This is a genomic window from Saccharopolyspora aridisoli, from assembly GCF_004348445.1.
Lineage (GTDB): Bacteria > Actinomycetota > Actinomycetes > Mycobacteriales > Pseudonocardiaceae > Saccharopolyspora > Saccharopolyspora aridisoli.
Genome location: NZ_SMKV01000004.1, coordinates 107828 through 133632 on the forward strand (window position 1 = coordinate 107828; position 25805 = coordinate 133632).

The window sequence follows — 25805 nt, forward strand, 5'->3', positions numbered from 1 at the left end:
TAGCGTGAACCGCATGAAGATTCTCCTGATCGGTGGGGTCGGCACGCTCGGCACTGCTGTCGGCAGTGCGCTGACCGAGCGCGAGCACGAAGTGATCACCGTCGGCCGCGCCACGGGCGATCTGCGGTTCGACATCTCCGACCCGGAGCAGACCGCCGCTCTGTACGAGCAGGCCGGGCAGGTGGACGCCGTGGTCAGCACCGCGGGCGACGTGCCGTACAAGCCCGTGGTCGAGTTGAGTGCGGAGGACTACGAGTCGGCGTTCCGCGGCAAGGTCCGCAGCCAGATCGAGCTGGTGCGCCAGGGAACGCGGCGCGTCGCCGAGCGGGGCTCGTTCACGTTGATCACCGGCGTCCTGTCCCGCGATCCGATTCCCACCAGCAGCGCGGCCTCGATGGCCAACGGTGCGGTGGAGGCGTTCGTGCTGGCAGCGGCGAAGGAGATCGCGCCGCAACGGGTGAACGCGGTCAGCCCGACGGTGTTCACCGAAAGCCTGGAGAAGTACGGCTCGTTCTTCCCCGGCATCCCGCCGGTCGACCTCGCCGAGGTCGCACAGGCTTACGTGCGCTCGGTCGAGGGCGCTGACACCGGTCGGATCTACACGCTCAGCTGACCGTTTCTGCACTCCACGGGGCCCGTCGCAGTGCGACGGGCCCTTTTGCGCGCAACGCTGGCCATCCGTGCCCAAGGAGTTCGCGGCGCCTCTTGACTCACCCATCCTCGGCACTTAGTGTTCCACAACACGTCATGCAGATTGTCTGACAATCTGCACCAACAGGCGGAGGGTTCGCCGGGCCAGTGGCGCGATGGGGCGTCAGCAGGAGGTGCATCGTTCAATGCGGATCATCGTTGTCGGGGCCGGCGTGGTGGGTCTGGCCAGCGCGTACCGGCTGGCCAAGAGCGGCTGCGAAGTGGTGGTCGTCGACGCGGGCGCCGCCGGTGCGGCCGCCTCGCACGGCAACGCCGCCAAGATCGCGCTCGCCGAAAGCGCTCCGGTGCCCGCTCCCGGGGTCATCCTGCAGTCCCTGCGTTGGATGCTCAAACCGGACAGCCCGCTGTACGTGCGGCCCTCGCTCGCTCCGGACTTCGTCAAGTTCATGCTGAAGATGGCCCGGCACTGCAACGCCCGTGACTTCCGGAGCGGTCTGCAGACCCACCTGCGGCTGGCCGAGGGCACGATGGACCTCCTCGACGAGTGGGCCGACGACGACATCGCCTTCGAGATGCACCGGGCGGGTGTGCTGCTGGCCTTCGAGACCGAGGAGCGCTACCGGGAGCAGCTGGGAGCCCTCGACGTGTTCGAGCGTTTCGGCATGGTTCCGCAGGACCTGCACGACGGCGACGTGCAGGCCTTCGAGCCCGCGCTGTCCGAGCGGATCCGGCACGGCCTGTTCTTCCCCGACGACCGGCAGGTCGAACCCGACTCGCTGACCCGCGGTCTGGCCAAGCGCTGCCGCGAGCTGGGCGTGCAGATCCACGAGCACACCCCGTTGCACGACTTCGTACGACGGGGCGATTCCGTGCTCGGCGTGCGCACCACCACCGGCTCATTCCGGGGCGACAGGGTGGTGCTCGCCGCCGGGGTGTGGACCGGGGAGCTGACCAAGCAGCTGGGGGTGCCCTTGCCCATCCGACCCGGCAAGGGCTACAGCGTCGACTACTCCCCCGCCCCGATCCAACTGCGGACGTCGCTGACGCTCGAAGACGCCCGCGTGGCGGTCACGCCGCTGGACGGGATGATCCGGCTCGCCGGGACCATGGAGTTCGGCGGCACCGACGACGCGGTCAGCCCGCGCAGGGTTTCCGCGATCAAACGGGCCGCCGCCGAGGCGTTCCCGGCGTGGGGTGGACCACCAGGAGAGGCGAAGCCGTGGGCGGGCCTGCGGCCGATGACCCCGGACGGTCTGCCCGTGATCGGCAGACTTCACCCGCTGCCCGAGGTCTTCGTCGCATCCGGGCACGGCATGTTGGGCCTCACCCTCGCCCCGGCCACCGCCGAACTCCTCACCGGCGCGATCACCGCAGACCGGTTCCCCGCAGAACTGGAGGCCGTGTCCCCCCGCCGCTTCACCCGTTGAGCGCAGCCAAGATGGACGTGCCAGGGCGCGCAGCGCCAAAGCACGCCAGGAACGAGGGCCACATGTCGAAGGACCAGCGCACCAGCGCCGCTGAAGACGGGATCCGGGCGCTGCGCCCGGTCAGCAGCGGAACACGTCGGGACGAGGTCGTCGAGGCGATCCGCCGCGGGATGCTCACCGGCGAGCTGACGCCAGGCCAGCGGATCAAGGAGGTCGAGCTGGCCACGGCGCTCAACGTCAGCCGCCCGACGCTGCGCGAGGCCCTCCACGAACTCACCCACGAAGGCACGCTGGTGCAGGAGCCGTACAAGGGCATTCGCGTCGCCCAGACGAGCCCGGAGGCGCTGCGTGACCTGGCCGAGGTCCGGGTGTCGCTGGAGGCCGCCGCCGCGCAGCGGCTGGCCGAGGACACCACGGGATCCGGCGTGGCAGCGCTGCGGCGTGCTCTCGAGGACCACGAGGCCGCGGTCAAGCGCGGCGACCCGGTCGAATCCGATCTCACGCACCTGGAGTTCCACCGCACGCTGTGGCTGGCTGCCGGCAACACCATGTTGGACAAGATCTGGCCTCTCGTGGCTGCCCAGATCCGCATGGCCATGACCGTCGACCAGGTCACCCGAGACGACCCGCAGCGCGACCTCGAGTTGCACGAGCGGCTCGTCGACGTCATCGAATCCGGCGACACCGACGAAATCTGGTCCGAAGTGGATTTCCACATCCGTTCCAGTGCCGAGGAACTCATCCGCATCATGCAAGAACCCGACGATTCTGGAGGAAACGAATGAGCAGCACCCCGCAGTTGACCGGGATCCTCGCCGCGGTGGTCACCCCTCTGTCCCCCGATGCGTCCGCAGTGGACGCCGATGGTGTGAAGCGGCAGGCCGAGCACATCATCTCCGCCGGCATCAACGGTCTGGTCCCGGGTGGCAGCACGGGCGAGTTCACCACCTTGAGCACCGATGAGCGCAAGCGCGTCAACGAGCTCTACGTCGAAGCGGCGGCCGGGCGCGTTCCGGTCGTGGCCGGCACGGGTGCGCTGAGCACCGCCGAGACCGTGGAGCTGAGCCGGCACGCCGAGCAGGCCGGTGCGGCGGCGGTCATGGTGGTGCCGCCCTTCTACGACGCACCGAACTTCGACGAGCTGCTGGCGCACTACGGGGCCGTGTCCGAGGCCATCAGGATGCCGGTCATGTACTACAACATCCCGGCCGCGACCGGCGTCGAGCTCACCGCGGAGCAGCTCGCGCAGCTCGGGCGGGAAACGGGCGTGACGTCGTTCAAGGACACCGGCGGGGACTTCCCGCGCTTCACCTCGGTGCAGCAGGAGCACGCAGCGGACATCACCGCGCTCAACGGCTGGGACACGCTGACCTTCGCCGCGCTCGCCGGTGGCGCGAAGGCCGGCGTCTGGGGCACCGCGAGCGTCATCCCGCAGCTGTGCGCCGAGATCTACGACGCGCTCGCGGTGCGCGGCGACCTCGAGGCCGGGCGCGAGCTGTGGCACAAGATCTTCCCGATCTGCCAGTTCTTGGAATCGCACAACTACGCCTGCGCGATCAAGACCGGCCTCGACCTGGTCGGGCAGAGCGCGGGACCGCTGCGGCGACCGGTGCTGCCGCTCGCCCGTGAGCACCGCGAGGAGTTCCGCCGCCTGCTCCAGGCCGCCGGCGTCGCCACCGTCGAGGACGGCGCACTCGCATGACGAGCCGAATCCACGCCATCGACGTGCACGCCGAGGGCGAGCCCGGCCGGGTTCTCATCGGCAGTCACCTGCACGTGGTGGGCGAGACGATGGCTCAGCGATTGCAGTACTGCCGGGAGAACCTGGAACCGCTGCGCCGGCTGCTGCTGCGGGAACCGCGCGGTTACCCGGGCCTGTGCGGTGTGCTGGTGCTCCCGCCCGCCGATCCGGCCGCCGATTTCGGCCTGGTCGTGCTCGAGCAGGGCGGATTCAAGCCGATGTCCGGCAGCAACCTCATCTGCGCGGTGACCGCGCTCGTGGAGACCCAAGCGTTGCCGGTGCACGAACCGTTCACCGATCTGGTCGTGGACACCGCCGTTGGCTTGGTGCCCGTGCGCGCCGAGATCTCCGGCGGCAAGGTCACCCGCGTCACCGTGGACAACGTGCCCTCCTTCGCCGTGGCTGTCGACCACGTGTTGGAGTTGCCCGAGTACGGCCGAGTTCCGGTCGACATCGTCTTCGGCGGGCAGTTCTTCGTCCAGGCCCGAGCAGCCGACCTGGACATCGATCTCGAAGCCGACGCGGCCAAGCAGATCACCCGGGCCGGAGCCGTGCTCCGCGCGGCCGCGCAGCAGCAGTTCCCCGTCGAGCACCCGGAGAACCCGGACATCGACCAGGTGGCCCTGACGATGCTGCACGGCCCCTCTCCCACTCCGGGTGTCTCCGGGCGCAATGCGGTCGTGCTGCCCAACGGCGAGGTCGACCTCGCCAACCCGGACACGTGGACGGGTTCGCTGGACCGCTCCCCCTGCGGCACCGGCACCAGCGGACGGATGGCGGCCCTGCACGCCCGCGGTGAACTGGTTGCGCAGGTTCCTTTCGTGCACGAGGGAATCCTCGGCACAACGTTCACCGGAGTGGTTCGCGGCACCACCCGGATCGCCGAGCACGACGCGGTGCTGCCGTCGATCAGCGGCCGCGCCTGGATCACCGGGTTCTCACAACTCGTCCTGGACGACACCGACCCGTTCCCTCAGGGATACGTGCTCGGCGACTTGTGGGGCCCGGACGCGGAAGTCGAACTCGTGGGAGTGGAACGCTGATGGACAACGCAGGACAACAGTTCATCGGGGGCAAGCGCCGCGCTGGTGCTGCTTCCGAAGAGCTCTCGATCATCAATCCGGCCACCGGCGAGGTGCTGGCCACCGACACGGCGGCCTCGCCCGACGACGTCGACGAGGCCGTGCACGCGGCCCACGACGCCTTCCCGGAGTGGTCCGGCGCCACCCCCGCCGAGCGGTCCGAAGCGATGCTGCGCTGGGCCGACCTGCTCGACCAGCGCCAGGGCGAACTCGCCGCAGCCGAAAGCAACAACGGCGGCAAGCCCATCAAGCTCGCCGAGGGCTTCGACATTCCCGGTGTCATCGACAACGTCCGCTTCTTCGCCGGGGCGGCGCGCAACCTGGACGGCAAGTCGGCCGGGGAGTACTCCCCCGAGCACACCTCGTCCATCAGGCGGGAACCGCTCGGCGTGGTGGGTTCCATCGCGCCCTGGAACTACCCGCTGCAGATGGCCGCCTGGAAGGTGTTGCCCGCGGTGGCCGCCGGCAACACCGTCGTGCTCAAGCCCTCCGAGCTCACTCCGCTGACCTCCGTCATGTTCGCCGAAGCCGCCCAGGAAGCCGGCATCCCGGACGGTGTGGTCAACATCGTCACGGGAACCGGCAGCACCGCGGGCAGCGCCCTGGTCGGCCACTCCGACGTCGCGATGGTCTCGTTCACCGGCTCCACGGCCGTCGGCCGCCAGGTGGCCGCAACCGCGGCAGGGCAGGTCAAGCGGGTGCACCTCGAGCTCGGCGGCAAGGCGCCGTTCGTCGTCTTCGACGACGCCGACCTCGAAGCAGCAGCGCGCGGCGCCGTTGCCGGTGCCCTGATCAACAGCGGCCAGGACTGCACCGCCGCCACCCGCGCTTACGTGCAACGGCCGCTGTACGAGCAGTTCGTGGCACGGGTCGCCCAGCTGATGAACGGCGTGCGGATGGGCCCGGTCGACGACCCGACCACCGACATGGGATCGCTGATCTCAACCGCGCAGCGCGACCGGGTCGCGGCGATGGTCGAACGGGCCCGGAAGAAAGGCGCCGCGATCGCCTGCGGCGGCTACGTCCCCGACGGCCCCCTGGCCGACGGCGCCTACTACGCCCCAACGCTGATCACCGACGTCGCCCAGGACTCGGAGATCGTGCAGCAGGAGGTCTTCGGTCCGGTGCTGGTGTGCCTGCCCTTCGATTCCGACGACGAGGCGCTCCAGCTGGCCAACGACACGCCCTATGGGCTGGCGGCCTCGGCCTGGACCGGCGGGGTGTTCCGCGCACAACGCGCTGCCCGCGAGATCCGGGCGGGATGCGTGTGGATCAACGATCACATCCCGATCATCAGCGAGATGCCGCATGGCGGTTACAAGGCGTCCGGGTTCGGCAAGGACATGTCCGCTTACTCGTTCGACGACTACACCAACGTCAAGCACGTGATGTCCGACATCACCGGTGACCGCGAGAAGTCCTGGCACGATCTGGTCTTCACCGGCCGCTGAACCCATTGCAAGCAGCCCCGGCGGAGCTGATTCCCTGATCCGGAACCGCTCCGCCGGGGCTTCAGTCTGGGTGGAGAAGTCCTCACCGGCGCGAAGAACGGCGGAGCGCTGGCCAGACCGCTGCTGAATTCCCGTTCACGGCAGGCGCAGTCGAGCGCTTCCCCAGAACGACCGCCGAACCGCACGGGTGGCACACAGGAGCGAGGCCGAACGGAGCCTTACGCGCTGTGTTCGCAATTCAGCGAGGACGCGCCCCTGAGAGACCCCCTACCGCACGCCTCAGCAACCGCCTAGAAGAGGGGGACTGATCTGCGAGGGTCATCTTCCCGTCCCTACCCCCTTGTGCTTCGGGCGAACTCCTCACCGCAAGCGCTGGCGAAAAGCGGTGCGCCCCGCTCGTAAACCGAGCGGGGCGCTTCTCGTGGAATCGATCCTACGACCGGGTCAGCGACTCCCGTTCCTCCCAGAACGTCGCGCCCTTGATACCTGCTTTGACCGGGTCGAAGACAGGGTCGAGGCCTTCCTTCTGCTGCCGTTCGTAGTCGCGCAGAGCGCGAAGCGCCGTCGGCAGGAGCAGGGCGATGGCGATCATGTTGAACCATGCGATGAGACCGTAGCCGATGTCGCCGAGCTGCCAGACCAGCTCGGTGCTGCGCACGGTGCCGAGGAAGGCCGACAACAACACCACGGCTTGCAGGACGCGGGCCGGAACTCCGCGGGCGCTGCCGGTGAGGTAGACGATGTTCGTCAGGCCGAAGTAGAAGTACGTCAGCAGCGAGGTGAAGGCGAAGAAGAAGATGGCGATGGCGACAAAACCGGACCCGATGTTCAGACCGGGAAACGCCATGTTGACGGCTTCCTGGGTGAACGCCTCTCCGGGCTCCACCCCCGGCAGGTTCTGCACGAGCGCGGGCCGACCCTCAGGGACGATGTTGTACGCACCAGTCGACAGGAGCATCACGCCGGTCGCCGTGCAGACCAGCAGAGTGTCGATGTACACGGAGAACGACTGCACCAGCCCCTGCTTGACCGGGTGGGACACCGAGGCCGCAGCGCCGGCATAACCTCCTTCACCGACTCCGGCGACGTTCGAGTACAGCGAACGTCGCACGCCCCAAGACACCGCTGCGCCGATCAAGCCACCGAACACCGCATCGGTTCCGAACGCCGACGACATCACCAGCCGCACGACCTCGGGAATCGCCTGGATGTTGATGACCAGGATGACCAGGGCCATCAGCACGTAGCAGGCGGCCATGGCCGGCACGACCTTCTCGGCAACCCTGGCGATGCGCTGGGTACCGCCGAAGACCACCAGTCCGAGCAGGGTGACCACGACGATTCCGGAAATCCACTGCGGCACGCCGAACGCCGAGTCGAACGCGCTCGCGATCGTCGACGACTGCACTCCGGGGATGAGCAGGGCGTAGCACGAGGCCGCCACGCCAGCGGCGATCATGGCGAACCACTTCAACCCCAGACCCTTCTCCAGGTACCAAGGAATGCCGCCGCGGTACTCGCCTTCGGTCTTGGTCTTGTAGACCTGACCGAGCGTGGCCTCGATGAAGGCGCTGGATCCGGCAAGCACAGCCGTGGCGATCATCCAGAACAAGGCGCCCGGGCCACCGTAGGCGATCGCCGTGGCGACACCGGCGATGTTGCCCACGCCAACGCGTCCGCCCAGAGCCATGGCGAACGCTTGGAAGGATGATGTTCCGGCATCGGATTCACGGCCAGTGAAGAGGCATTTGAGCATGCCGGGAAGATGTCGTACTTGCACGGCCCGTGTGGCAATGGTGTAGACGATCCCCGCGATCAGCGTGATGTGCACCAGCGGATTCCACACGGAATCGTAGATGCTGGTCAGAGTTGCTTCCATGTGATGCTCCCTCTGCGTGATGAGACGTCGTTGTCCTTGAGAGGCGGGTGTTGCATCCCTGGCGGATTGGGCCGCGAACCAGCGCGGGCGGAAGAGCAGGCTAGACCTCGCCGTTTTCCAAAGCGTGCGAAGAATGCGATCAAGCATCCGACGTGCTCGCGCGCCAAGAACGGCGGAATCCCCTCTCAGCGGACGTAATCGGCGCCCGTGATGTCGATCGTGGCTCCGGTCGTATGCCGTGAGCGTCCAGAGGCCAGGAAAACGATCATCTCGGCCACGTCCTGCGGTGGTGTGACTTCCCCGAGCGGGAGATCCGCACCGCTGGTCGACCCGGCAGCCAGCTCCGTCGCCACCCACCCGGGTGCGATCGAATAGGCGAGAACCCCGGACCGTGCGAACCCACGGGCTATGCCTTTGGTGAGCGATTGCAGCCCAGCTTTCGCCGCCCCGTACGCCAGGTGTTCGGCATCGTCCCCGCGGTGCGCGGATCGGCTGGTCACAGAGACGATCACACCTCCGCCTCGCTCCTCGAAGTGCAGCAAGGCGTTGCGACTGAGGTCCGCAGGCCCGGTCAGGTTCAGCGCCAGGTTCTCGGACCAGCCTCGGCGCCAGTCCCCGGCGTCTCGCGGGGAGGAACTCAGCCATGCACCGGCGTTGTTCACCAGGACATCGATACGACCGCGCCAAGCCAGGGCTTCGTGCCACATGTTCTCGGTGGCATCCGGGTCCAGGAGATCTGCTCGGACCAGTCGCCCGCGACCTCCCAGCAACTTCTCGAGATCGGCTGCGGCCCTTTCGTTGTGGGCCCAGTGGGCGATCACGTGCGCGCCTTCTCGGTGAGCTGCGAGGGCGGTCTCACGGCCGATTCCGCCTGACGCACCTGTCACCAGGACTGTCGTTCCGGTGAGCAGCCCGTCGCTCGTTGTTCCGGGTTTCATCCGACGGCCTGCCCTCCCGTGATCTCGACGATGGAGCCGCACATGTACGGCACCTCGTCCGAGGCGAGGAAGGCGACCAGGGAGGCGACTTCTTCCGGCGTCCCGATGCGACCGAACGGGACCTCGGCGTCGAGATCGGCGACAGTGCGCCCCGTGCGCGCGAGTCCTGATTCCAGCATCGGCGTGCGAATTTCGCCGGGACACACGGCGTTGACCCGAACACCATCCATCGCGTGGTCTCGGGCCAGGCTGCGCGTGAACGCGACGACCGCGGCCTTGGTGACGTTGTAGGCGATGTGCGCCCCTGCCGGATTCAGTCCCCACTGGGAGGCCGTGTTCACGATCGCCCCACCGCCGCGGGCAGCCATGCGAGGCAGCACCGCGCGGCACAAGTGGAACAACGGGTGGACGTTGACCGCGAAACTCGCCTCCCAGTCGTCCTCCGAGAGGGACAAGAGGTCGCCTCGACGGTTGACCCCGGCGTTGTTGACCAGCACGTCGATCTGGCCGTAGCGAGCGACGATGTCGCCGACGGCCTTGCGGCAAGCATCACCGTCGGCGAGGTCGAATGGGACGAAGTCGGCCTTCCCGCCCGCTCTTCCAATCGAAGAAGCGACTTCGTTCGCCGCCGTCTCGTCGATGTCGCAGACGACCGTGACGGCCTCTTCGTCGGCCAGACGCCGTGCGATCGCGGACCCGATCCCGCCGGCAGCGCCCGTCACGACTGCGACTTGCCCTGTGAAGCGGCGTTTCAACGCTGCGTCGATCATGGTCTCCGCATCTCCGAGTTCACGCTCCTCCGCAGATCTGGACCGCGCTCCAGCGAACGATGAGCGGAAGGACTGATCACGCACCTCACGGTGCGGAGCGGCGTCAGACACGACATGTCCGGCCCGCTTCCCGGCACCACCGGGCTGCCCGGACGTGCCCGTGCCGAGTTCCCGGACTTCGCAAGCCTGGGAGGAACTTTCGGAACTGATCCACATTGATCGATGTACCTCCTGACAGTGCCGAGCAACACCGCGAACCGGGAGGGCAACCCGACACGAAGTGCAGATTGTCAGACAATCTGCTTGATGTGCTGTGGGACACTAAGGCCGAACAGGTGAGCCAGTCAAGACCAGCCGTGAACATTGCGACAACGGCGGCTTCGCCCAGCACATCGCCGTGTGAGCGGAGAGATCTCGACCGGAAGAGGCGGGAGAGGGGGGCCGTCGTGGTGGGTCGCCAGGGTGACCGCCGCAGCGCCAAGAAATGCCGGTAAGGCAATCGTTGCTCGAGCTACACGTGGCTCCACGTGTTCGTCGTGCCCCTGAGGCTCGTGCGACCCGCGCCTGGTAAGTGACCCGCCGACGCGCCGCAGTCAGCTCGAGCGGTTCGCCTGACGGTGCGCGATGAGGGCGACGTGGGTCGCGGTGCGCTCCTCTGGATCGGTGAGGTCGAGCTGGAGCAGTTGCTCGATCGATCGGATCCGCCCGTACGCGGCTGCGCGGCTGAGGTGGATGTCGCGAGCGAATTCGGCCATGACGCCGTTGTGCCGCAGGTAGGCGTCGAGCACCCGCAGGACCTCCTCGCGCTTGTCCTCGCGGAGCGCGAGCACCGGCCCCAACTTGCTCTCGACGAAGGACAGCAGGCGCGAGTCCTCTCGCAGCTGCCACAGCAGGCTTCGCAGACCGAGGTCCCGGCTGCGGTTGACGGTTGGCCTCGCGCCGGGTGGCACCCCGGGTGCCACGGTGGCGACGTGTTCGGCCTCGGTCAGGACGGCGGCGAGATCGGCCCACCCCGCCGGTTCTGATCCCGCACCGATGGCGGCCGCTGCGTCGTCGCTCAGCGCGTCCGCCAGCTCCTCTGGCAGCTCGAAGGCATCCGACGACGAAGTGCAGTCGAACAGCACCGCGACCATCTGTTCGCGGATGCGCCCCACCAAGGCTGCGCGTTGGACCGACCGAGCTGCCCGCGTCACGGCGGTGACCAGTGCGGCGTCCGCTGTCTGGCCGCGGCCATTACCGCGCACGACGGTGACAGACATGGAGCCCTCGGTGGCGAATCCCAGCGCCAGCGCACGCGCTCGGATGGTGGCGGCGTCGGCGGCGTGTCCGCTGAGCACGTCGCGGATCAGCTTCGTCGCGGCCAGTCCCTCGGTGTCGGTGTCGGCGACCAGACCCGCGACCGTCACGGCCTCGGCGGTCAGCTCGAGGACCAGCTGCACGTCCTCGGCCTCGTCGGCGTCCACCCGGGTCGGGACGACGAGGCGGCCCCAGTGGCGCTTGCGCGGCCCGACCGGCGTGCTCAACCACCGCTCCGGGCCGCTGACGGTGCTGGCTGGCCCCGTCGGGACCTGGCGGGATCGCGATGACCAGTCGCGGAGCACGTCCTGCACCGGAAGTTCACCCGCGGAGGCCATCGCCCGGTGCGCCAAGTCCTCCAGCACGACCGGTCTGCCTGTCAGCTGCGCGCAGCGGTGGAGGATCTCGTCGGTGGGGGCTCCCTCGATCCCGAGCGAACCCAGCAACCGGTGCGCCTCGTAGGAGGCCCGCAGCCGTTCGTACTGGTCGTTGACCACTTGGGCGTGCACGGTCTGCGTGATTTCCACGAAGCGCACCGATTCCTGCAGCTCCACCAGCGGCAGCTCCTGCGCTCGCGCCGCCTGCACGAGCGTGTCGGGCAAACGCTGCACGTGGCGGCCGAGCTCGACCACGAGGCCGGCCGCTCCGCTGGAGCGCAGCGACTCGACGTAGGCACGCAGGTCGGTGTCCGGCTCGGCGAGCACCACGCCGATCGACAACACCAGATCACCGCCGCTGAGGGTGCCCGCGACGTTGGGCAGTTCGCTGACGTGCACCCAGCGCACCGGAGTCTCCAGGCGCCCGGAACCAGCTCTGACCCGCGGCCGCCCGCGGCTGACCGCGGGCAGGTCCAGCACCTCGCGCAACGTCAGAGCCATGGCCCAACCCTAACGCCGCTGACCGACACATCGTTCACCTTCCCAGCCCATTTACGACACATCGTCGGTCGATCAGGCTGCGCCGCTGCCGCAGCATCATCACCACACCCCTCGCCCGAAGGAGCCGTAGATGCTGGTTGGAGTCCCCAGAGAGATCAAGAACCGCGAGTTCCGCGTCGCGCTCACCCCGAGCGGTGTTGCCGAGCTGACCAACGCGGGTCACGACGTGGTCGTCGAGGAATCCGCGGGCGTCGGATCGCACATGCCTGATGCGGACTACATCGCCGCAGGCGCCAAGATCGCAACGACCGCGCAAGAGGTCTGGGACTCCGCCGATCTCGTCCTCAAGGTGAAAGAACCGGTCGCAGCCGAGTACGACCGGATGCGGGAGGGCCAGACGCTGTTCACCTACCTGCACCTGGCCGCCTCGCGGGAGTGCACCGAGGCGCTGCTGCGCCGCAAGATCACTTCGATCGCCTACGAGACCGTGACCGCCCCCGACGGCACCCTGCCGCTGCTGGCGCCGATGAGCGAGGTCGCGGGCCGACTCGCGGCGCAGGTCGGGGCCGAGGCCATGCGCGCGGGCAACGGCGGACGCGGCATGCTGCTGGGTGGCGTGCCCGGGGTGCCTCCGGCACACGTCGTCGTGATCGGTGGCGGAGTTTCCGGAGCGGCCGCAGCCGAGATCGCCCTCGGCATGCGCGCGCAGGTCACCGTCCTCGACCGGAGCCTGCCGCGCCTGCGCGAACTGGACCGGGCGTTCGGCGGCCGAGTGCGCACCGTGGCCTCCAACGCGCTGGAGGTCGAGCGCGCGGTGCTCGACGCCGATGTCGTGATCGGCGCCGTCCTGGTCGCCGGTGCGAAGGCCCCGACGCTGGTCAGCAACGACCTGGTCAGCCGGATGAAGCCGGGCAGCGTCCTGGTCGACATCGCCATCGACCAGGGCGGGTGCTTCGCCGACTCGCGCCCCACCACGCACGACTCGCCGACCTACCCGGTGCACGACTCGGTGTTCTACTGCGTGGCCAACATGCCCGGCGCCGTGCCCAACACCTCGACGCTCGCGCTGACCAACGCGACCCTGCCGCACGTTCTCGCCCTGGCCAAAACCGGCTGGCGCGACGCGCTGCGCCAGGACGCCCACCTCGCGAACGGCCTCAACACCTGGGCCGGGCACATCACCCACGACCCGGTCGCCCAGGCGCACGGCCTGCCCTCCGTGAGCCTCGACGAAGCCCTCAGCTGACGACCCGCCCGACCCGTTCACGGAGGAACGCATGACCACCGCCGACAAAACGCGCACGGCCACCCGCACCGCCGAAACCGCAGCGCGGCACCTGTGGACGCACTTCGACCGCCTCGGGAACGAGAGCCCGGTTCCGGTGATCACCCGAGGCGAAGGCTGCTACATCTACGACGACCGGGACCGCCGCATCCTCGACGGGCTCTCCGGGCTTTTCGTCGTGCAGACCGGGCACGGCCGACGCGAGCTCGCGGAAGTCTCCGCCCGCCAAGCCGAAACACTCGGTTTCTTCCCGGTGTGGGGTTACGCCACTCCCCCGGCCGCAGAACTGGCCGAACGACTCGCCCACCTGGCCCCGGGGGATCTCAACCGGGTCTTCTTCACCACCGGCGGCGGCGAGGCCGTGGAATCGGCGTGGAAGCTGGCCAAGCAGTACTACAAGCTCACCGGCAAACCCGCCAAGCACAAGGTCATCAGCCGCGCCGTCGCCTACCACGGCACACCGCAGGGCGCCCTGGCCATCACCGGCGTGCCGAAGATGAAGAAGGACTTCGAACCGCTGACACCAGGCGGTTTTCGCGCCGCCAACACCAACGCCTACCGCAACCCGCAGTTCGACGGCGACCCCGAGGCCTTCGGGCGCTGGGCCGCGGACCGCATCGAAGAGGCGATCCTGTTCGAGGGCCCGGAGACCGTCGCAGCGGTCTTCCTCGAGCCCGTGCAGAACTCCGGCGGCTGCCTCACCCCGCCACCCGGGTACTTCGAGCGGGTGCGCGAGATCTGCGACCGCCACGACGTGCTGCTGGTCTCCGACGAGGTCATCTGCGCGTTCGGCCGGCACGGAACCACCTTCGCCTGCGACAAGTTCGGTTACGTCCCGGACATCATCACCTGCGCCAAGGGCATGACCTCCGGCTACAGCCCCATCGGAGCCATGATCGCCAGCGACCGGGTCGTCGAACCGTTCCTCGCACCGAAGGTCAGCTTCCCGCACGGCTACACCTTCGGTGGGCACCCCGTGTCGGCTGCGGTCGCGCTGGCCAACCTCGACCTCATGGAACGCGAGCGGCTCAACGAACGAGTCCTGCAGCACGAACGAGCCTTCGGCGACACGCTCCGCAAGCTGCTGGACCTGCCGATCGTCGGCGACGTGCGCGGCGACGGCTACTTCTGGGCGGTGGAGCTGGTCAAGGACAAGCAGACCCGCGGAACGTTCACCGCCGATGAGCGCGAACGCCTGGTGCGCGGCTTCCTGCCCGGCGCGCTGCTGGACAACGGCCTGTACTGCCGCCCGGACGACCGCGGCGACGTCGTCGTGCAGCTCGCTCCTCCGCTGACCTGCGGTCAGGCCGAGTTCGACGAGATCGAGCAAATCCTGCGGCAGACCTTCGTCGAAGCCACCGCCCACATCTGATCAAGACCGCGCGCACCTGAGAAGGACGACATGACCACCACTGAGACGAAGGAACTGACCCACTGGGTCGCCGGCAAGCCGATCGAAGGCACCTCCGGCCGCTTCGCCGACGTCACCGACCCGGCCACCGGCGCGGTCTCCGCCCACCTGCCGCTGGCCTCGGCGGGCGAGGCAGCGGCGGCGATCGACGCCGCCGCGGCCGCGTTCCCGGCCTGGCGCGACACCTCACTCGCCCGCCGCACCCAGATCCTGTTCCGCTTCCGCGAACTGCTCAACGCCCGCTCCGGCGAGCTCGCCGAGCTCATCACCGCCGAGCACGGCAAGGTGCTCTCCGACGCCGCCGGTGAAGTCGCCCGCGGCCAAGAGGTCGTCGAATTCGCTTGCGGGATGCCGCACCTGCTCAAGGGCTCGGCGACCGAGAACGCCTCCACCTCGGTCGACGTGCGATCGATCCGCCAACCGCTCGGCGTCGTCGGCATCATCAGTCCGTTCAACTTCCCCGCCATGGTGCCGATGTGGTTCTTCCCCATCGCCATCGCCGCCGGTAACACCGTCGTGCTCAAGCCCTCGGAGAAGGTCCCCTCCGCCGCGTTGTGGATGGCCGAGCTGTGGAAGGAAGCCGGACTGCCCGACGGGGTGTTCAACGTCCTCAACGGCGACAAGGAGTCCGTGGACGCGCTTTTGAGCAGTCCCGAGGTGAAGTCCATCAGCTTCGTCGGCTCCACCCCGATCGCCCGCCACGTCTACGAGACCGGCACCGCGCACGGCAAGCGCGTGCAGGCCCTCGGCGGAGCCAAGAACCACATGGTGGTGCTGCCCGACGCGGACCTGGACCTCGCCGCCGACCAAGCGATCAACGCCGGCTTCGGCTCCGCCGGCGAACGCTGCATGGCGATCTCCGCACTCGTCGCGGTCGGCGACATCGCCGACACCCTCGTCGACAAGATCGCCCAGCGGTCGAAGAACCTGCGCACCGGCGACGGCCGCCGCTCCTGCGACATGGGCCCGCTGGTGACCCGGGCCGCCCGAGACCGGGTCACCGGCTACATCGACGCCGGCGAAGCCGCCGGCGCCACCGTCGCCGTCGACGGCCGCACCGCGCAGTTCGACGCCGACGGCGACGGGTTCTTCGCCGGCCCCACACTGCTCGACCACGTGACCACCAACATGTCGGTCTACACCGACGAAATCTTCGGCCCAGTGCTGTCCGTGCTGCGGGTGGACACCTACGAAGAAGCCATCGACCTCATCAACTCCAACCCCTACGGCAACGGCACCGCCCTCTTCACCAACGACGGCGGCGCAGCACGCCGCTTCCAGAACGAAGTCGAAGTCGGCATGGTCGGCATCAACGTCCCGGTCCCCGTCCCGATGGCCTACTACAGCTTCGGCGGCTGGAAGAACTCCCTCTTCGGCGACACCCACGCCCACGGCACCGAAGGCGTGCACTTCTTCACCCGAGGCAAGGTCGTCACCACCCGCTGGCTCGACCCCAGCCACGCCGGCCTCAACCTCGGCTTCCCGCAGAACACCTGAGGCCAGACCACGGCCGATCGCGTCGATCCCTGATGCCCCTGCGGTCCTCTCCCTGGTGGACCGCAGGGGCATCAGCGCACGTCCCTCGGCTCTCTCGTAGAGCTCTTGCAGCTCGTGCGGCGCGGCCCTGTTCACGATCCTGCTTTGATCGCATCCTGCAGCCGCCGCAACTTCCGCTCGGCGTCATTCAGCCGACGCTCGACGACCTCCCGTTCGTTCGGCGAAGCACCCTTCCGCTGAGATTGCAGGAATGTGGCCACGGTGCGTTCGCGGTGAGCCGGATCGAACAGACCACCGAGCCAGGTGTTGAGCTGTTCGACCACCGGTGTCTCTTGCCAGTGGACGTTGTTCGGGTGGCGTTCCAGCATCGGCGAACCCGCCACGAGCGTACGAGCCGAGCAGCGGTAGTACGTTCGCGACTGGGTGACCGGATCCGGCATGTGGAAGTTGCTCTGGGGTCCAACGGCCCTGTCGTGGAGTGTCGTGGGAATGCCACTTTGGTCCTGCAGCGAGCTTCTAGACATGCGGGAAATCGCAGGCATGCGGTGGGGGGTTGTGATGACTGGGGCTATGCCTTCGTTCGCCAACGGCGATCCGGAGTTCGGCCGCCGAGTACCCGATGAGCTGGGCGCTCCGACGGGGCGTTACATGGTGGTGCTCGCCGACGAGGTGCAAGGCGACGAAACCGCGACAGCCGAGGCGTTGCGGTCGGTAGCCGGGGTCACCAACGTCGCGCGATCGAGCGACTTCGCGGCCGGCGCGCTGGATGTCGACCAAGCCGAATCCGCCGATGCCATGGTGTTCAGCGAGTTGGGCGTGGCCGTGGTGTCCGCTGACCCGGGCCGGGCGAGTTCGATCATCGCCACGGCAGAGGAGGATTCCCGCGTGATCGCGGTTGAATCCGAGCAGATCCTGCACACGTTGACCCAGCCGCAGGGGCTGACGGCCGGTTACCTGCACGGCTTCCGCGACGCGGCCAGCCTGCTCTGCGATCAGTTGGCCGACACCGATGGTGCCGCGACGCTGGCGGAGCCTGCGGCGACGCAGTTCGTCGACACGCCCGTGATGACCTGGGGTCTGCAGGCCACCGGGGTTGCCACGGCGCAGCCGGCCGGTCAGGGAACCAAGGTGGCGGTACTCGACACCGGGTTCGACCGCGGACACCCGGATTTCGCGGGCCGGAACGTCACCGCCCAATCGTTCGTGTCGGGTCAGACGGTGCAGGACGGGCAGGGCCACGGGACGCATTGCATCGGGACCGCCTGCGGACCGCAACGCCCGCCGACCCCGCCGGGCAGCCGCCGCTACGGTGTGGACCACGGCGCTCACATCCTGGTCGGCAAGGTGCTCAGCAATCAGGGGTCCGGAACCGACACCAACATCCTCGCCGGGATCAACTGGGCCATCGCCAACGGCGCGAAGATCATCTCGATGTCGTTGGGCGCCGACATCCCCGCTGTGTCGCAGCGTTACGAGGCGGTGGGTCGCCGGGCGTTGGATCGCGGTGTGCTGATCGTGGCAGCGGCGGGCAACAACGCAGACCGGTCCAGCGGCAACGTCGGCTTCGTCGGCATCCCGGCCAACAGCCCGTCGATCATGGCCGTGGGAGCCGTGGACTCACAGCTGCACATCGCGGAGTTCTCCGCCCGCAGCAACCCGGTCAGCGGTGGCCAGGTCGACATCGTCGGCCCAGGTGTGCAGGTGTACTCGTCCTGGCCGATGACCAAGCGCTACCACACCATCAACGGCACCAGCATGGCCACGCCGCACGTGGCCGGCATCGCTTCGCTGTGGGCGCAGCAGACCGGAGCCACCGGCGGGGCGCTGTGGTCGGTGCTCACCCGCACCGCGCGACGACTGCCGCTGCCCTCGATCGACGCGGGCGCGGGACTGGCCCAGGCATCGCAGTGACGACGGAGCCCGAGCAGGTCGTGGTGACCGTCCGTGACGATCAGCTGGCGGAGATCGATGAGCTCGCCAAGGAACTGCGCCTGGCCGGCATGCGGGTCGATCAGGTGCTCGGCGAAATCGGCGTGATAACCGGGTCTCTTCCGGCGGATCGTCTGACCAGCGCCCAGCGGCTTCCCGGCGTCACCGCCATCGAACGGGAGACGTCGTTCCAGGTGCCGCCGCCGGATGAAGACGTCCAGTGACCCGGTCGGAATAACGCCCACCCTGATCGTCCGGAGGGATCGCAGATGACCCACGTGCGTATCTCGACGTTCAACGTCGAAAACCTCTTCGCCAGGTGGCGGTTCAGAGAGGGAGTCGACCCATCGCTCGCGAACAAGCGCGGCTGGATCGTCGACGACACGCTGTTCGGCGAGCTCGGCGTCGACGACAAGGCGATCACAGGTGCGGCGGTGCGCAACGAGAAGGCGGACGTCATCGGCTTCCAGGAGGTCGAGAACGTCGACACGCTGAAGAACTTCCGCGCCCGGTCGCTCGGGGGACGCGCCGAATATCCCCACGTCGCCGGCGTGGACGGCAACGATCCGAGGCGGATCGACGTCGCGGTGCTGTCGCGCTCACCGATCACCCGGATCCGCTCGTACCAGCACCTCGCGGACCCGGACACCCCTTCCAGCGCGCTGTTCTCACGAGACTGCCTGGAAGTCGACGTCCAGGTGACGGAACGGACGATGCTGACCCTCTTCGTCAACCACTTCAAGTCGATGATGGGTGGGCGTGCCGAGACGCGGTCGCGCCGCATGCGGCAGGCAGCGGCGGTGCAGCGCATCGTCACCGCCCGGTTCGGCGCGAACCCGGGTGCTCATCCCTTCATCATCATGGGCGATCTCAACGACTACTTGGAGTCGGATGACCAGGGTGACTCCGGGATCACCGAGCTCGTCGAGTGGGACCAGGTCGACAACGTCCTCAACCGGCTGCCCGAGGAGGAGCGCTGGACGCACTTCTGGGCCAAGGGCAAGAAGTACCGCCAACTCGATTACCTGCTGCTATCGCGCTCGCTCGCCGATGCCAACGCCGCGAAGCCCGAGATCCTGCGCAAAGGTCTGCCGTTGCGGGCGACGCGCTACACCGATGAGCGCTTCCCGGGCGTCGGACAGGACCACCCGAAGGCGTCGGACCACTGCCCGGTCACCATGACGCTCGACGTTGCCTGAGCTTGGTCGAGAGACCTCGAAGGGTACCCGCTTCCGGCGCTGTTCAGCGGGATCGGCGAGGTCGATGATCGGTGCCGTGACACCGAAGCAGTTGAGGCGTCCGGCGCCGTGGTCCGCTTGGGCTCGGTACGGCGGACCGCTGCCGAACTGCAGGTTTCCACCCAGAGCCATCCCGTGCGTAGAGCGCACACCCCAACCGGTAGTGCACGCACGCGTCGTCGGGAGGAAGTGTCGCCCAACCCGAGCCGAAAGTCCCTGGCGGAACCCACTCGCCCACGCCTTGGTACCCAACGTTTCAGCATGACGATCAGCTCGCGACCCCCGGTGATCGCCCAACGCCCTGTTTCGTCGTCTTCGGTGCGCAGAAGCACGCTCTGGTCGTGATACCCGACGTCGAAGTGCTCGGCGCCGAGACCGATCAGTGGTAGGGCGCTATCGTGGAAGTGGGGCCGACCGGCTTGCCCAATCGTCTGTTCCGGCGCGACGACGTCACGTCCGGAACGCCAGGTCCGGTGCGAGCATGCACGAACGACACCCCAGGTACCGAGCAGCGGTCAGCATGACCGTCGTCAACCTCGCCACGGTTGCAGTCGTCAGTGCTGCTGCCGTTGCACTGGTGCTCTCGGGCGCGCTGGGGACTGCGGTCAACCAGCTCGTTGCCGACGTGACCGGCGTGTCGGCCGCCGTCGCCGCAGCGGCGACCTTCTGGTGGACCGGGTGGCGCCGGGCAGGTGACGAGCGGCGCTGGCGATGGCTGATGGTCTTGGCACTCGCCTGCTTCGCCACCGCGCATGCGTTGTGGACTTGGTACCGCAGCATCGATCCGATGACCTTCCCGAACACTGCGAACGCGCTCTACCTCGGCCTTCCGCTGTTCTCGTTCTTGGCCCTGCTCGTCCTGACGAAGGAGGACCAGAGGGCCGTTGACGGGCACGAGGTGGCCCCGTCGCGCGTGGTGGTCGTGCTCGACGGGTTGATCATCGCGGGAAGTGTGTTGGCACTGAGCTGGAAGGTCGCTTTCAGCGTCATCCGGCAAGCCGACGCGGTGCGTGCGGGCAGACTTCTCGTGGTGGCTTCCTACACCTTGGCCGACTTGGTCCTGATCACCATCGTGGTCCTGTTCGCGATCGCGTTGTACGGAGCCTTGCGCTTCCCCCTGGTGTGGCTGGTGGCCGGCCTCGTCGCCATCGATGCGTCGGATTCGGCGTACCTCTACGCCATCGCCGAGCATTCGACACCTCCCATCGTGGCGGATGTCGGTTACATGGTGGGCCCGATCCTGCTCCTGTTCGCTGCGCCGGCGCGCAATCAGCCACCTCCACGAGCAGTTCCGCGAACACCCCTCCTGCTCGTTCCGTACGTGCCGTTCGCCGTCGTGTGCGGATGGACGCTCTTCACGACGATCTCCACCGGTGACCCGCACGTCGGCGAGGTGTACGCGCTCATCGGCGTCGTAGCGCTGGTGGTCGTGCGACAGCTCATCACACTCCGCCAGCTCTACTCGGCCCGGTGGCAGTTGAGCTACCAGGCCAATCACGACCCTCTCACCGGGGCGTCAACGCGGAACGTTCTGCTGGCCCGGCTCGACAGAGCTCTGTCCCAGGATCAACAGCCTCGGCGCCTCGGTCTTCTGTACGCCGACGTGGACCACTTCAAAGAAGTCAACGATGTCCTGGGGCACGAGGCAGGGGACACCGTGTTGCGCACGGTCGTAGCTCGCGTTCGCGCCTGCATTCGGCGAACGGACACGCTAGCGCGCATGGGCGGCGATGAATTCGTGATCCTCCTCGACCCCGCCCCTGAGAATCCTCAAGAGTTCAGCACGCGAATTCAGCAGGCCTTCGACGAGCCCGTCCACCTCAAGGACTCCTCCTGCGCGGTCAGCGCGAGTCTGGGATATGTGGAATTGGACGGGGATGACAGTCCGGACGGGGCTCTCGCTCGTGCTGACGAGGCCATGTACCAGGCGAAGGCCACTGGGCGCAATGGAATGAGAATCGATCCCTGAACGCGGTGGCGCTGACTTCGGGCACCTAGCGATGCAACCGAGGCCGACGCGGGTGTTGGCTGTACCGATGGCAATTGCTGGTGGTTCTCGACGAGCGCAGGACTGGTGGAATGCTTGCTACCGAACGGAAGGATGCTGCTTCGGGCCGCTTCCTCAGAAATCGCGCTCATCCCTGTGGCGAAGCCCGCGAGCCGCATCCGTCGCCACGCATCGTCCGGATTCGCGGAGCCGACGTCAAGCCCGCAGCACTTCCCCCAGCCCTCTGATCGACGATTGATATATCAATCTTCGACCCCAAATGATCTACATCTATGCAGGTCACAGCGCTACCTCCCGGTCATCACAGGGCGCCTCTGGCCGCTGGCGCCCTTGACAAGGCCATCGAGCGCGGCAAAGCTGTTGCACTCAACGAGCCATGTTCCCCATTGCGCAACATAAGGAAGTTCGGCGTGAGCCAGCAGCACAACCAGTGCTGACGAGGCGGATGCGTCCGCGGCCGGAAACGAGCTGAGGGCCAACGCGCGAGATCAGCCCCTCAAGGGGCTTTTCTCGGAGTTTTCCACGCCGATTTCGCCTGACCGGCCCCAATGGCCTTTCAGGAACCCATCGTTGAAAGGAGGCGGCACCGCGCCAGGTGCCGAACACCATGTCAGCGGAAGTTCCAACGGAAAATCGCACAACGCATCCAACTTCCACAGTTGTCGCTCCATCGCTGGTCAAGCGCGCGGTCACCGCGGCAGCGGTCGGCAACGTCACCGAGTGGTTCGACTTCGGAGTCTTCGCCTACATGGCGATCACCATCGGCAAGGTCTTCTACCCCGAATCGAGCCCGACCGCGCAGCTGCTGGCGACCTTCGGCACCTTCGCGGCGGCCTTCCTCGTACGGCCGCTGGGCGGGGTGTTCTTCGGGCTGCTGGGCGATCGGATCGGACGAACCCGTGTGCTCTCCACGACGATGATCCTGATGGCGGTCGGCACCTTCTGCATCGGGATCATCCCCAGCTACAGCACGATCGGGATCGCCGCTCCGATGCTGTTGCTGATCGCGCGGCTGGTGCAGGGCTTCTCCACCGGTGGCGAGTACGGCGGAGCGATGACCTTCATCGCCGAGTACGCACCGGACAGACGTCGTGGTTTCCTGGGAAGTTGGCTGGAGTTCGGCACTCTGGTCGGCTACATCCTGGGCGCCGTCGTCGTCATGGTACTCAACGCGACGCTGTCAGAAGCAGATCTGCTGTCGTGGGGATGGCGAATCCCGTTCCTGATCTCCGGACCGCTGGGGATCGTGGGTCTGTACCTGCGCATGAAGTTGGAGGAGACGCCCGCGTTCGCGAGACTCGTCGAAGAAGCCGACCAGAAGGAGCAGCACGCCAAGAAGGCGCTCCGGACGATCTTCGCGCAGCACTGGCCGGCAATGCTGCAGTGCGGCGGGCTGGTGCTCGTCTTCAACGTCACCAACTACATGCTGACCTCGTACATGCCCACCTACCTCTCCGACGTGCTGCCACCGAGCATCGGGGAGACCGAGTCCTACCTGCTGCAGATCGCTGTCATGGGCATCATGCTGATCGTCATCACCTTCATCGGGCGATTTTCGGACCGCGTCGGCCGCAAGCCGGTGGCCCTCAGCGGATGCATCGCCCTGGCGGTGCTGTCGGTTCCGTCCGTGCTGCTCATCCAGCACAACACCACCGGCACCGTCTTCACCGGTCTCCTGATCATGGGGCTCATGCTCGTGGTGTTCAGCGCCACCATGCCATCGACCCTGCCAGCCCTGTTCCCGACCGGTGTCCGCCAGGGTGCGCTGTCCATCTCCTTCAACACATCCGTGTCCCTGTTCGGAGGCACCGTCGCCTCGGTCATGACCGCGCTGATCGCCACCACCGGCGACGTCATGTGGCCCGCCTGGTATCTCATGGGGGCGGGCGCCGTCGGCGCGATCTCGGTCTGGTTCACCAAGGAATCCGCCAACCAACCACTTCCGGGATCCCCCGCCGCAGTCGAAGAGCCGGCCGAGCGATCTGAGAGGTACTAGCGGACCCCGTGTCACGCCGCGACGAGGTGCCTTGCTCCGCGCGAGGCACCTCGTCGTTCGCTCACGTCCAGGCCGGCATCCGGCGGTGCGGGACCGGCGCTCACGCCACGCGCGGGGTGCCTCCCGCGCACGCCTCGGGGCGGATCCGGAGCGCCTGAAATCCAGTGGTGATCAGCACTTTCCCCGTGGCCAAATCGTTGGTGCGACCTCCTGGGTCAGGTCGCTGAGGTCTTCCATCCCGGATGAGGACACTCGCGTGCGACCGCGGATCGACGGAGGATCTCAGCTTTGACGAGCAACTCGCGATGCTCCGCAGCCGCATCCGAGCTCCAGGTGATCCCGCTGCCGGTGCCGTACTGGGCTCGGCCGGCTTCCCGGTCGACAACGGCCGTGCGAATGGCCACGTTGAACCGTGCTCTGACCGAGGCCGACGGCGGTGCGAGCCAGCCGACGGCGCCGCAGTACACCCCACGCGGGTCCGCCTCGAGCTCGCGGATGAGGTGCATCGTGCTGACCTTCGGTGCACCGGTGACCGAACCGCACGGGTAGAGCGCCCGGAACAGCTCGCGCAGACCAACACCGGGACGCAGCCGCGCCGTCACGTCCGAGGTCAGCTGGAGCACGGTGGGATACCGCTCCACCGACAACAACGACGGCACCCTGACCGTGCCCGGCACCGCGACCTGGGCGACGTCGTTGCGCATCAAGTCAACGATCATCACGTTCTCAGCCCGTTCCTTCGCGCTCCCGAGCAGCGCACGTTCCAGGGCCAGGTCCTCCACCTGATCGCGACCACGGGGCGCGGTTCCCTTCATGGGCCGCATCGACACCTCGTCGCCTCGCAGCTCGAAGAACAACTCCGGGCTCGCACTGGCGATCGCGAACCGCCCGAGGTCGAGGTACGCGTTGTACGCTCCGCATTGGGCAGTCGCCAGGTCCCGGTACAAACCAGCCGGGTCACCGGCGAAACTGCCGCGCATCCGCACGGTGAGGTTCGTCTGATACGTCTCCCCCGCAGCGATCCTCTCACGAACCCGATCCACCAGGGCCCGGTGCTCCGCCGGCGACCAGTGCGTCCCCCATCGGACATCGAAGTCACCCACCTCGGCGCTGCTGCTCACCGCTGGGACCGGCGTTGGCGGCCCGGTGATCCCAAACCAGGCCAGCGGCAACCCTTCCTGCGGCGGCGGGTGGACCGCGAGCTCGGGATCAAGTCCTGCCGCGGCCTCGTACGCCAGAAAACCGAAGGCCCACCGACCGTGCGACGTCGCCCTGTGCACCAGGTCGAGAACCGGCCCCACCTCGTCCGGTCGGTGCGCGATCAGCACACCGGACGGTGCCGGGAACCGAATCGCGGTGCCCGCGCGGAGATCGTCGAAACGAGCAGCGCCTCCACGCGCCGTCCCAGCCGCCCCGGCAGTCATGCGCCACCGGTGTTCCGGTCGCTGACCGCTGCCGGTCGGCACGAACCTCTCACCGCGGTCGGTACGTCGTGGTCGCTCATCGCCACCGTGAACCGCCTTCGGTCGAACACGGAGATGGTCCTCGTTCGCGTCCACACCACCGAGGTTTAGTATATCAGTTTACAACAAAAGATACATCAAAGAGGTGATGATGTATGGACCACCACTTGCCCGCCCCTACGATGGCTGTCGTGACCACTGCCCCGCACGAGCTCGAAGCAGCACCCACATCGATGGCCGAGCGCGCCTACGCCGCCATCCAGGACCAGCTGATCATGCTCGACATCCCGCCGATGTCCCCCATCGACGACCTGGCCCTGAGCGACGCCCTCGGCATCGGCCGCACGCCCGTCCGCGAGGCGCTCAAGCGCCTCGAGGTGGACCGGTTGGTGGTCTCCTACCCGCGCCGCGGCACTTTCGCCTCCGGTGTCGACATCACCGACCTCGCCTACATCTCCGACATCCGCGTGCACCTCGAGCCGATGGCCGCCCGCCGTGCCTCCGAGAACGCGCCCGAGGCCATGCGCGTCAAGCTGACCGAGCTGGCCGAGGCGATTCAGGACGACGACGTCATGCTCAAGTCGCGCCACGAGCTGATGCAGTGGGACTTGCGGGTGCACCGCTCGATCTACCGCGCTGCCGGTAATCCCCACCTGGAAGACACCCTGGTGCGCTACAACAACCTCGCCACGCGGATCTTCTGCGTGTTCTTGGACCGGATCACCCATTTCGACCGGCACGTCGACGAGCACGTCGGCCTGTTGCGAGCCGTAGCAGACGGCGAGAGCCGCAAAGCCGAGAAGATCGCCGAAGACCACGTCGACGGATTCGAGAAGGCGATCCGGGCGATCATGTGACCGCCCGG

Annotated in this window: 21 protein-coding genes; 15 read left to right on the plus strand and 6 right to left on the minus strand. The window is 67.6% G+C overall.

Features of this window, described 5'->3' with window-relative positions; translation table 11 throughout:
• Window positions 1-13 precede the first annotated feature (13 nt).
• From E1161_RS04485 to E1161_RS04510, 6 genes are all read left to right on the plus strand, one after another.
• Complete coding sequence (locus E1161_RS04485) at window positions 14-613, plus strand: short chain dehydrogenase (RefSeq protein WP_132619860.1); 600 nt, start codon at window positions 14-16, stop codon at window positions 611-613.
• A gap of 223 nt (window positions 614-836) precedes the next feature.
• A complete protein-coding gene (locus E1161_RS04490; RefSeq protein WP_132619862.1) occupies window positions 837-2078 on the plus strand; it encodes an FAD-dependent oxidoreductase in 1242 nt (413 codons plus the stop codon).
• A 62-nt stretch (window positions 2079-2140) separates the two neighbouring features.
• The gene (locus E1161_RS04495; protein WP_165939685.1) at window positions 2141-2863 is read left to right on the plus strand and encodes a GntR family transcriptional regulator; all 723 of its coding nucleotides are present in this window, start codon (window positions 2141-2143) and stop codon (window positions 2861-2863) included.
• Window positions 2860-3780, plus strand: a complete 921-nt coding sequence (locus tag E1161_RS04500) for a dihydrodipicolinate synthase family protein (protein WP_132619866.1) — start codon at window positions 2860-2862, stop codon at window positions 3778-3780. The genes E1161_RS04495 and E1161_RS04500 overlap by 4 nt, the downstream gene beginning before the upstream one ends.
• A complete protein-coding gene (locus tag E1161_RS04505; RefSeq protein WP_132619868.1) occupies window positions 3777-4862 on the plus strand; it encodes a proline racemase family protein in 1086 nt (361 codons plus the stop codon). The genes E1161_RS04500 and E1161_RS04505 overlap by 4 nt, the downstream gene beginning before the upstream one ends.
• A complete protein-coding gene (locus E1161_RS04510) occupies window positions 4862-6352 on the plus strand; it encodes a gamma-aminobutyraldehyde dehydrogenase (RefSeq protein WP_132619870.1) in 1491 nt (496 codons plus the stop codon). The genes E1161_RS04505 and E1161_RS04510 overlap by 1 nt, the downstream gene beginning before the upstream one ends.
• Window positions 6353-6785: 433 nt before the next feature.
• Here the strand turns inward: E1161_RS04510 and E1161_RS04515 are convergent, their stop codons facing one another.
• From E1161_RS04515 to E1161_RS04530, 4 genes are all read right to left on the minus strand, one after another.
• The gene (locus E1161_RS04515) at window positions 6786-8378 is read right to left on the minus strand and encodes an alanine/glycine:cation symporter family protein (RefSeq protein ID WP_235874779.1); all 1593 of its coding nucleotides are present in this window, start codon (window positions 8376-8378) and stop codon (window positions 6786-6788) included.
• Between the two features lie 38 nt (window positions 8379-8416).
• Window positions 8417-9169, minus strand: coding sequence for an SDR family NAD(P)-dependent oxidoreductase (locus E1161_RS04520; RefSeq protein ID WP_132619872.1), 753 nt, complete (start codon window positions 9167-9169; stop codon window positions 8417-8419).
• Entirely contained in the window at window positions 9166-10155 is a 990-nt protein-coding gene (locus E1161_RS04525) for an SDR family NAD(P)-dependent oxidoreductase (RefSeq protein WP_328591212.1), read from the minus strand. The genes E1161_RS04520 and E1161_RS04525 overlap by 4 nt, the downstream gene beginning before the upstream one ends.
• A gap of 377 nt (window positions 10156-10532) precedes the next feature.
• Window positions 10533-12113 carry a PucR family transcriptional regulator gene (locus E1161_RS04530; protein ID WP_132619876.1) on the minus strand — a complete coding sequence of 527 codons (1581 nt, stop codon included), beginning with the start codon at window positions 12111-12113 and terminating at the stop codon, window positions 10533-10535.
• A gap of 130 nt (window positions 12114-12243) precedes the next feature.
• Here E1161_RS04530 and ald point away from each other — a divergent pair, with 130 nt between their 5' ends.
• From ald to E1161_RS04545, 3 genes are read left to right on the plus strand one after another with little or no spacing between them, the layout of a single operon-like run.
• Window positions 12244-13359, plus strand: coding sequence for an alanine dehydrogenase (gene ald, locus E1161_RS04535; protein ID WP_132619878.1), 1116 nt, complete (start codon window positions 12244-12246; stop codon window positions 13357-13359).
• A 31-nt stretch (window positions 13360-13390) separates the two neighbouring features.
• Entirely contained in the window at window positions 13391-14770 is a 1380-nt protein-coding gene (locus tag E1161_RS04540; protein ID WP_132619880.1) for an aspartate aminotransferase family protein, read from the plus strand.
• A gap of 30 nt (window positions 14771-14800) precedes the next feature.
• Window positions 14801-16306 carry a CoA-acylating methylmalonate-semialdehyde dehydrogenase gene (locus E1161_RS04545; RefSeq protein ID WP_132619882.1) on the plus strand — a complete coding sequence of 502 codons (1506 nt, stop codon included), beginning with the start codon at window positions 14801-14803 and terminating at the stop codon, window positions 16304-16306.
• Window positions 16307-16437: 131 nt separating this feature from the next.
• Here E1161_RS04545 and E1161_RS04550 read toward each other — a convergent pair whose 3' ends face one another.
• Window positions 16438-16746, minus strand: coding sequence for a hypothetical protein (locus tag E1161_RS04550; RefSeq protein ID WP_132619884.1), 309 nt, complete (start codon window positions 16744-16746; stop codon window positions 16438-16440).
• Between the two features lie 130 nt (window positions 16747-16876).
• On the opposite strand from E1161_RS04550, the gene E1161_RS04555 reads away from it, so the two are divergent.
• The 5 genes from E1161_RS04555 to E1161_RS04575 all read left to right on the plus strand — a co-directional run bounded on the left by E1161_RS04555 (window position 16877) and on the right by E1161_RS04575 (window position 23477).
• The gene (locus E1161_RS04555) at window positions 16877-18217 is read left to right on the plus strand and encodes a S8 family serine peptidase (protein ID WP_207920097.1); all 1341 of its coding nucleotides are present in this window, start codon (window positions 16877-16879) and stop codon (window positions 18215-18217) included.
• A gap of 23 nt (window positions 18218-18240) precedes the next feature.
• The gene (locus tag E1161_RS04560) at window positions 18241-18459 is read left to right on the plus strand and encodes a hypothetical protein (protein ID WP_132619888.1); all 219 of its coding nucleotides are present in this window, start codon (window positions 18241-18243) and stop codon (window positions 18457-18459) included.
• 45 nt (window positions 18460-18504) lie between these two features.
• The gene (locus E1161_RS04565) at window positions 18505-19434 is read left to right on the plus strand and encodes an endonuclease/exonuclease/phosphatase family protein (RefSeq protein ID WP_132619890.1); all 930 of its coding nucleotides are present in this window, start codon (window positions 18505-18507) and stop codon (window positions 19432-19434) included.
• Window positions 19435-19993: 559 nt separating this feature from the next.
• Entirely contained in the window at window positions 19994-21442 is a 1449-nt protein-coding gene (locus E1161_RS04570; RefSeq protein WP_132619892.1) for a GGDEF domain-containing protein, read from the plus strand.
• A 646-nt stretch (window positions 21443-22088) separates the two neighbouring features.
• Window positions 22089-23477 carry an MFS transporter gene (locus E1161_RS04575; RefSeq protein ID WP_132619894.1) on the plus strand — a complete coding sequence of 463 codons (1389 nt, stop codon included), beginning with the start codon at window positions 22089-22091 and terminating at the stop codon, window positions 23475-23477.
• Window positions 23478-23692: 215 nt separating this feature from the next.
• On the opposite strand, the gene pabB is transcribed toward E1161_RS04575, so the two are convergent.
• Window positions 23693-24901, minus strand: coding sequence for an aminodeoxychorismate synthase component I (gene pabB / locus E1161_RS04580; RefSeq protein WP_132619896.1), 1209 nt, complete (start codon window positions 24899-24901; stop codon window positions 23693-23695).
• 221 nt (window positions 24902-25122) lie between these two features.
• Between pabB and E1161_RS04585 the strand changes: the two genes are divergently transcribed.
• A complete protein-coding gene (locus E1161_RS04585; protein ID WP_132619898.1) occupies window positions 25123-25797 on the plus strand; it encodes a GntR family transcriptional regulator in 675 nt (224 codons plus the stop codon).
• Window positions 25798-25805 lie beyond the last annotated feature (8 nt).